A 6,466-nucleotide genomic window follows, 5' to 3' on the forward strand; every position below is an offset into this window, starting at 1 on the left:
ATGCTGCGTCCGCTGCACTCGTTCCTCGGCCTCGCCGCCGCCCTGCTGCTCGTCGCCCTGGCGACCAGTGGGGCGCTGCTGGCGATCGATCCCGTCCGCGAGCGGCTGACGGCCGCCGCGCCGCCCGCCGCGACGGTGTCGGTGGCCGACGTCGCCGAACTGGCCACGCGCGCCGCGCCGGGCGTCGACCGCATCGAGCGCAAGCCCTCCGGGGCCATCGTCGTCACCTATTTCGAAGGCGACAGCCCGGCCATCGCCGTGATCGACCCCGCGACCGGCGCGCTCTCGCCCGCGCCGGAGCCGTCCCCCTTCATGCTCGTCGTCAAGAACCTCCACCGGAAGCTGCTGCTCGACGACCCGGGCCGCGTCACGGCCGGGCTGGGCGCGTTCGCGATGCTCGTGCTGGCCGTCAGCGGGCTCGCCATGCTCGCTCGCGGGCTCGGCGGCTGGCGCAAGCTGGCCGGCCCGGTGCGCGGCACGGCGATGCAGCGCCTGCACGGGCAGGCCTCGCGCGCCGCCGTCGCGGGGCTCCTGATCTCCGCCCTCACCGGCGTCGCGATGTCGCTGACGACCTTCGAGGTGCTGCCCGACGGCGCGCCCGCCAGCGCCGAGGCCGCCCGCTCGGCCGAGGGGCCGACGTTGTCGCCGGCGCAGATTCCGCTGCTGCGCGACACGCCGCTCGCTTCGCTGCGCACGCTGAGCTTCCCCTACGCCGACGATCCCACCGACGTCTTCCGGCTCGCCACCGCCGACGGCGAATCCAACATCGACCGCGCCACCGGCGCGGTGCTGAGCACGGCGGCCAACACGCCCTACCAGTCCGCGTACCAGGTCATCTACGCCCTGCACACCGGCGAGCTCGCCTGGCCGCTGACCGTGCTGCTCGGCCTCTCCTCGGCCGCCGTGCCGCTGCTGGCCGGAACCGGCGTCGCCATCTGGTGGGCCCGCCGCCGCGCCCGTCCGGGGCGCTCCGCCGCCATCGCCGGCGTGTCCGACACGGTCATCCTGGTCGGCAGCGAGGGCAACACCACGTGGGGCTTCGCCGAGACGCTGCGGGCGGCGCTGGCCGGGGCCGGCGTGGATGCGAGCGTGGCCGCCATGAACGATCTCGGCCCGCACCTGCGCGCCGCGCGCCGGTTCGTCGTCCTCACCGCCACCTACGGCGACGGCGAGGCGCCCTCGTCCGCCAGCGATTTTCTCGCCAGGCTCGCCCGTTTCGAGGCGGGGCCGGAGCTCGAATTCGCGGTGCTCGGCTTCGGCGACCGCCAGTTCCCGCGCTTCTGCGGCTTCGCCGACACGGTGGACCGGGCGCTGGAAGAGAAGGGCCTGCGCCGGCTGCTGCCGGAATTCCGCATCGACCGCCAGTCGGCCCAGGGCTTCGCCGACTGGGGCCGCGAGTTTGGCGCCGCCATCGGCGTGGAGCTCGCCCTCGTCCACACGCCGGAGCGGCCGCGCACCCAGTCGCTGCGCCTCATGGAGCGCATCGATTACGGCGTCGAGATCGGCGCTCCGACGGCGGTTCTCCGCTTCGGCCCCGGCGAGCCGTCGGGCCTGATGGGCCGGCTGTTAGGCGCGCGCCTGCCACGCTTCGAGGCCGGCGACCTCGTCGGCATGCTCGCGCCGGGTTCGGACGTGCCGCGCTTCTATTCGCTGGCCTCGTCGAGCCGCGACGGCGTGCTGGAGATCTGCGTGCGGCTGATGCCGGGCGGACTGTGCTCCGGACGCCTGCACGCGCTGCGTCCCGGCGACTGCATCGACGGCTTCGTGCGGCCGAACCCCGGCTTCCGACCCGCGCCGGGCCACGCGCCCGTCATCCTCATCGGCGCGGGCGCGGGCGTCGGGCCGCTCGCCGGCTTCATCCGCTCCAACGCGGCGCGCCGGCCGATGCACCTGTATTTCGGGGCGCGCGACCCGGGCTCCGACTTCCTTTACCGGAACGACTTGGAGGCATGGCTGCGCGACCGGCGGCTGACCTCGCTGCGCCCGGCCTTCTCGCGCGCCGCGCCGCGCGCCCGCGTCCAGCACCGGCTGGCGGCCGACGCCGAGGCGCTGCGCGGGCTGATCGCCCGCGAGGCGCAGATCCTGGTGTGCGGCGGCCGCGACATGGCGCGCGGCGTCGCCGAGGCGCTGGCCGCCGTGCTCGCCCCGATGCAACTCACCGTCGCCGACCTGAAGAGGGAGGGCCGCTATGTGGAGGACGTCTACTGAGCCCTCCGCGCCGGCAAAGCCGGGCTTGCGGCGCACCACGCTGAGCGGCCCCACCATGGGCAGCCGCTGGACCGCCACGGTCCATGCCGACCGCGAGGTCGACGCCGCCGCGCTGGCCGCCCGCCTCGCCGAGGCGGCGGGGCGCGTCGACGGCCAGATGTCGACCTGGAAGCCCGACTCCGACCTGATGCGCCTCAACGCCGCGCCGGTGGGCGCGTGGGTGGCGCTGCCGCCGGAGATCCTGGAGGTGCTGGAGGCGGCGCTGCGCATCGGCCGCCTGTCCGGCGGGGCGTTCGACATCGGCGTCGGCTCCGTGGTCGCCGCCTTCGGCTTCGGGGCGCAGGCGCGCGACGCCGCCGCCGACCCCGCGCTGGGCTTCGCCCCCAGCATCGACCTGCTCGAACTCGATCCGCAGCGCGGCCGCGCCCGCAAGCACGCGCCGCTCGCCCTCGATCTCTCGGGCATCGCCAAGGGCTACGGCGTCGACCGGCTGGCGGCGTGCCTGGAGCACGAAGGCTTCCCGTCCTGGCTCGTCGGCATCGACGGCGAGCTGCGCGCGCACGGCCGCAAGCCCTGCGGCCGGCCCTTCGCGGTCGCGCTGGAGCGGCCCGATCCCGATCGGCGCGAGGCTATGGGCGTGATCGAGCTCGACGATGGCGCGGTCGCCACCTCGGGCGACTACCGCCACCGCCGTCGGCGCAATGGCGAGTGGGTCTCCCACACCATCGACCCGCGCACCGGGGCGCCGCTCGCCAACGGGCTCGCCTCCGTCACCGTGCTCGCCCCCACCGCCATGGACGCCGACGCGCTGGCGACGGCTCTGATGGTGCTCGGGCCCGACAAAGGCGGGGAGCTCGCCGCGTCGCTGCGCCTCGACGCGCTCTTCGTCTCCCACGCGCCGGAGGGGTTCGTCCACAAGGGGCTCGGCCGGTTCGCCTGAGCGCCCCTCGGCGCGCAACACGGTTTCGCTCAAGGAACCATTGCGTCCCGGACGGCGTTTTGCCTGATCTCGGGGGCGCGGAATATCAAATCATGGCCGGTCGTTTGCGGATGTCGGGCGCCGAGGATCGCTTTCGCAGCCTCGTCGAAGCCGTCACCGACTACGCCATCTACATGCTCGACCCCGACGGCGTGGTCAGCACGTGGAACGCCGGCGCGCGCCGCTTCAAGGGCTATGACGACGCCGAGATCATCGGCCGGCATTTCTCCACCTTCTACACCCCCGAGGACCGCGCCGACGGCCTGCCCGAGCGGGCGCTGCGCACGGCGGCGACCGAGGGCCGCTTCGAGCACGAGGGCTGGCGCGTCCGCAAGGACGGGACGCGGCTGTGGGCGCACGTCATCATCGACCCGATCTTCGGCCCCGACGGCCAGCTCGAGGGCTTCGCCAAGATCACCCGCGACGTCACTGAGCAGCGCCGGGCCCGCGAGGAGCTGCGCCGCAGCGAGGAGCGCTTTCGCCTGCTCGTGCAGGGCGTCACCGACTACGCCCTCTACATGCTCGACCCGGACGGCCGCGTCAGCAACTGGAATACCGGCGCGGAGCGGTTGAAGGGCTATACGGAAGCCGAGATCGTCGGCCAGCATTTCTCGCGCTTCTATACCGACGAAGACCGAGCCGAGGGCCGCCCCGCCCGCGCGCTCGCCGCCGCCGTCGCCGAGGGTCGGTTCGTCACCGAGGGCTGGCGCGTGCGCAAGGACGGCACGCGCTTCTGGGCGGACGTGGTCGTCGACGCCATCCGCGACGCCGCCGGCGACCTCGTCGGCTTCGCCAAGATCACACGGGACGTCACCGAGCGGCGCGACACCCAGAAGGCGCTGGAGGAGGCCAACGCCAAGTTCGTGCAGGCGCAGAAGATGGAGGTCACCGGCCAGATCGCCGGCGGCATCGCGCACGACTTCAACAACCTGCTGGCGGTGATCCTCGGCAACCTCGAGCTCGCCCGCAAGCGCCTGCCCGACGAGCCGCGCCTGCGCACGCTGCTCGACAACTCCATCGAGGCCGCGCGGCGCGGCGCGTCGCTGACCCAGCGCATGCTCGCCTTCGCGCGGCGGCAGGACCTCGCGCCCGAGATCGTCGATCCCAACCGGCTGGTGCGCGGCATGTCGGACCTGCTGCAGCACTCGGTGGGGCCGGGCATTCCGATTTCCATGCGGTTGCCGGCGCGCATCGCATCGGTGCTGGTGGACCCCAACCAGCTCGAGCTGGCGCTGCTCAACCTCGTGCTCAACGCGCGCGACGCCATGCCCCGGGGCGGCCGCATCGCCATCGCGCTCCGGGAGGAGCGCCTCGGCGAGGACAATTCGGAGAAGCTGCGGCCGGGGGTCTATCTGTGCATCGCCGTCGCCGACACCGGCGAGGGCATGGACGAGGCTACGCTGGCGCGCGCCGTCGAGCCCTTCTTCACCACCAAGGGCGTGGGCAAGGGCACCGGGCTCGGCCTCTCCATGATCGACGGGTTCGCCGGGCAGTCGGGAGGCCGTCTCGTGCTGCGCAGCCGGGTGGGGGAGGGCACGGTCGCCGAGCTGTGGCTGCCGGCGGTCGAAACCGTCTCCGCCGCGACGTCGCCGTCCTCGGCCGCGAAGCCCGGCCCGGCCCGCGCGTCCGGCCGCGCGCTGCGCGTGCTCGTCGTCGACGACGACCACCTGGTGCTGATGAACGCCGTCGCGATGCTGGAGGAACTCGGCCACGAGGCGCTTGAGGCGGGCTCCGGCGAGGAGGCGCTCGAGCTGTTGCGCCACGAAAAGGGGATCGACCTCGTCGTCACCGACCAGCTCATGCCGGGCATGAAGGGCGACCAGCTCATCCACGCGGCGCGGCGCGAGCACCCGAACCTGCCCTTCGTGCTGGCCACCGGCTATGTCGGCCCCGAGGGCCGCTTCGACGAGGCTGATGCCTCGCTCCCCAAGCCCTACACGCTGGCCGACCTCGCCGAAACGATCGCCTCTGTGGTGCGCTAGCAAGCGGTTCGCTTCCGTCCCCACGCGCCTTGCGCCGCCCGGTGGGGCCTGCGAGGGTCGCGTCCGCAGTTCGGATGACGCCATTGAAGACGACGCGCCGATGATTCTGGGGGATGCCCTCTCGCCGTCCGAGGCGGGGAGAACGCCTGGCCGCGCGGTGCTTCCGGCCACGGACGAACTCGCCGTCGTGCCCTCCAACCCGATGCCGCCGGGCCTCTCCGCCCGGGTGCTGCGCACGCCGGACGGGCTCGGGCTGCGGATGGCGATGACGGCGCAGCTGCCGCGCGCCCCGCGCGGCACGGTGCTGCTGCTGCCGGGCCGCGCCGATTTCATCGAGAAATATTTCGAGCCGATCGGGGAGCTGCAGGCGCGCGGTTTCGCCGTGGCGTGCCTCGACTGGCGCGGGCAGGGCGGCTCGCAGCGCCTGCTCGCCGACCCGTCGCGCAACCATGCCGCGGGGTTCGACGGCTTCGCGGTCGACCTCGCGACGGCGCTCGCCGAGCTGCGGGCGCGCAACTGGCCCCGGCCTGTCGTCGGGCTCGCCCATTCGATGGGGGCGGCGGCGCTGCTTCTCGGGTTGCGTCGCGCGCCGCTCGGTGTCGACCGCGCGGTGCTCACCGCGCCGATGATCGCGCTGAGCCCGAGCCTGCGGCCGCCCTTCGCCGAAATGGCGGCGCGGCTGTGCAACGCCGTCGGGCTCGGCCGGCGCAGCGTCCCCGTTCGCGGCGGTCCCGGCGCGCCGGGCTTCCCGCCCGACAACGTGCTGACCTCTGACGCGCGCCGCTATCTGCGCTCGCTGGACGTGATCGCGGCCGCGCCGCGTCTGGCGGTCGGCCGGCCCACCATCGGCTGGCTGAACTCCGCCTTCGCCGCGATGGCGACGTTGCGCCAGCCTTCCTTCGCGCGGGGACTGGAGACGAAACTGCTGTGCGTCGCCGGCGCCGACGACGCCGTGGTGTCGACCGAAGCGACCGCGCGCTTCGCGGCGCAAGCGCCGCTGGCGCGGCTAAGCGTGCTGGCCGGCTGCCGGCACGACATCCTCATGGAGCGCGACGAGGTGAGGGCGGCGTTCTGGCGGGAGTTCGACGGCTTCGTCTCGGGCGACTGAGGCGAGCGTCGCCGCGCCGCCGCCGACGCGGGTCGGGCGCGAGGCGAGCCTACCGAAGCTGTGTCGAGAAAAGAGGAAGAAAAAGCGAAGAGATTCACACCTGTCATTTGCGGGCCTGGCGGCGACCTACTCTCCCATGTCTTGAGACATAGTACCATTGGCGCGGAGGAGTTTAACGGCCGAGTTCGG

At 73.4% G+C, this 6,466-nt stretch carries 4 protein-coding genes and 1 rRNA gene; 4 read left to right on the forward strand and 1 reads right to left on the reverse strand.

The window, feature by feature from the left end; all coding sequences use genetic code 11:
• The 4 genes from NK718_RS12285 to NK718_RS12300 all read left to right on the forward strand — a co-directional run bounded on the left by NK718_RS12285 (window position 1) and on the right by NK718_RS12300 (window position 6,277).
• Window positions 1-2,208 (forward strand): PepSY domain-containing protein, encoded by a 2,208-nt coding sequence (locus tag NK718_RS12285; protein ID WP_254742497.1) that lies wholly within the window; start codon window positions 1-3, stop codon window positions 2,206-2,208.
• A gap of 25 nt (window positions 2,209-2,233) precedes the next feature.
• On the forward strand, window positions 2,234-3,148 hold the full coding sequence (locus NK718_RS12290; protein WP_254742500.1) for an FAD:protein FMN transferase: 915 nt from the start codon (window positions 2,234-2,236) through the stop codon (window positions 3,146-3,148).
• A gap of 92 nt (window positions 3,149-3,240) precedes the next feature.
• Complete coding sequence (locus tag NK718_RS12295; protein WP_254742503.1) at window positions 3,241-5,169, forward strand: hybrid sensor histidine kinase/response regulator; 1,929 nt, start codon at window positions 3,241-3,243, stop codon at window positions 5,167-5,169.
• A 100-nt stretch (window positions 5,170-5,269) separates the two neighbouring features.
• Complete coding sequence (locus NK718_RS12300; protein ID WP_254742506.1) at window positions 5,270-6,277, forward strand: alpha/beta fold hydrolase; 1,008 nt, start codon at window positions 5,270-5,272, stop codon at window positions 6,275-6,277.
• Between the two features lie 113 nt (window positions 6,278-6,390).
• Here the strand turns inward: NK718_RS12300 and rrf are convergent.
• Window positions 6,391-6,466: ribosomal RNA gene (gene rrf, locus NK718_RS22245) — 5S ribosomal RNA — on the reverse strand; the annotation flags it as partial.

The organism is Alsobacter ponti, from assembly GCF_024294805.1.
Classification (GTDB): domain Bacteria; phylum Pseudomonadota; class Alphaproteobacteria; order Rhizobiales; family Beijerinckiaceae; genus Alsobacter; species Alsobacter ponti.

What these genes read in the sequence shown, in the direction of transcription:
- NK718_RS12285 (WP_254742497.1), top strand. Translation starts at nt 1, where the DNA reads ATGCTGCGTCCGCTGCACTCGTTCCTCGGCCTCGCCGCCGCCCTGCTG.
- NK718_RS12295 (WP_254742503.1), top strand. Translation starts at nt 3,241, where the DNA reads ATGGCCGGTCGTTTGCGGATGTCGGGCGCCGAGGATCGCTTTCGCAGC.
- NK718_RS12300 (WP_254742506.1), top strand. Translation starts at nt 5,270, where the DNA reads ATGATTCTGGGGGATGCCCTCTCGCCGTCCGAGGCGGGGAGAACGCCT.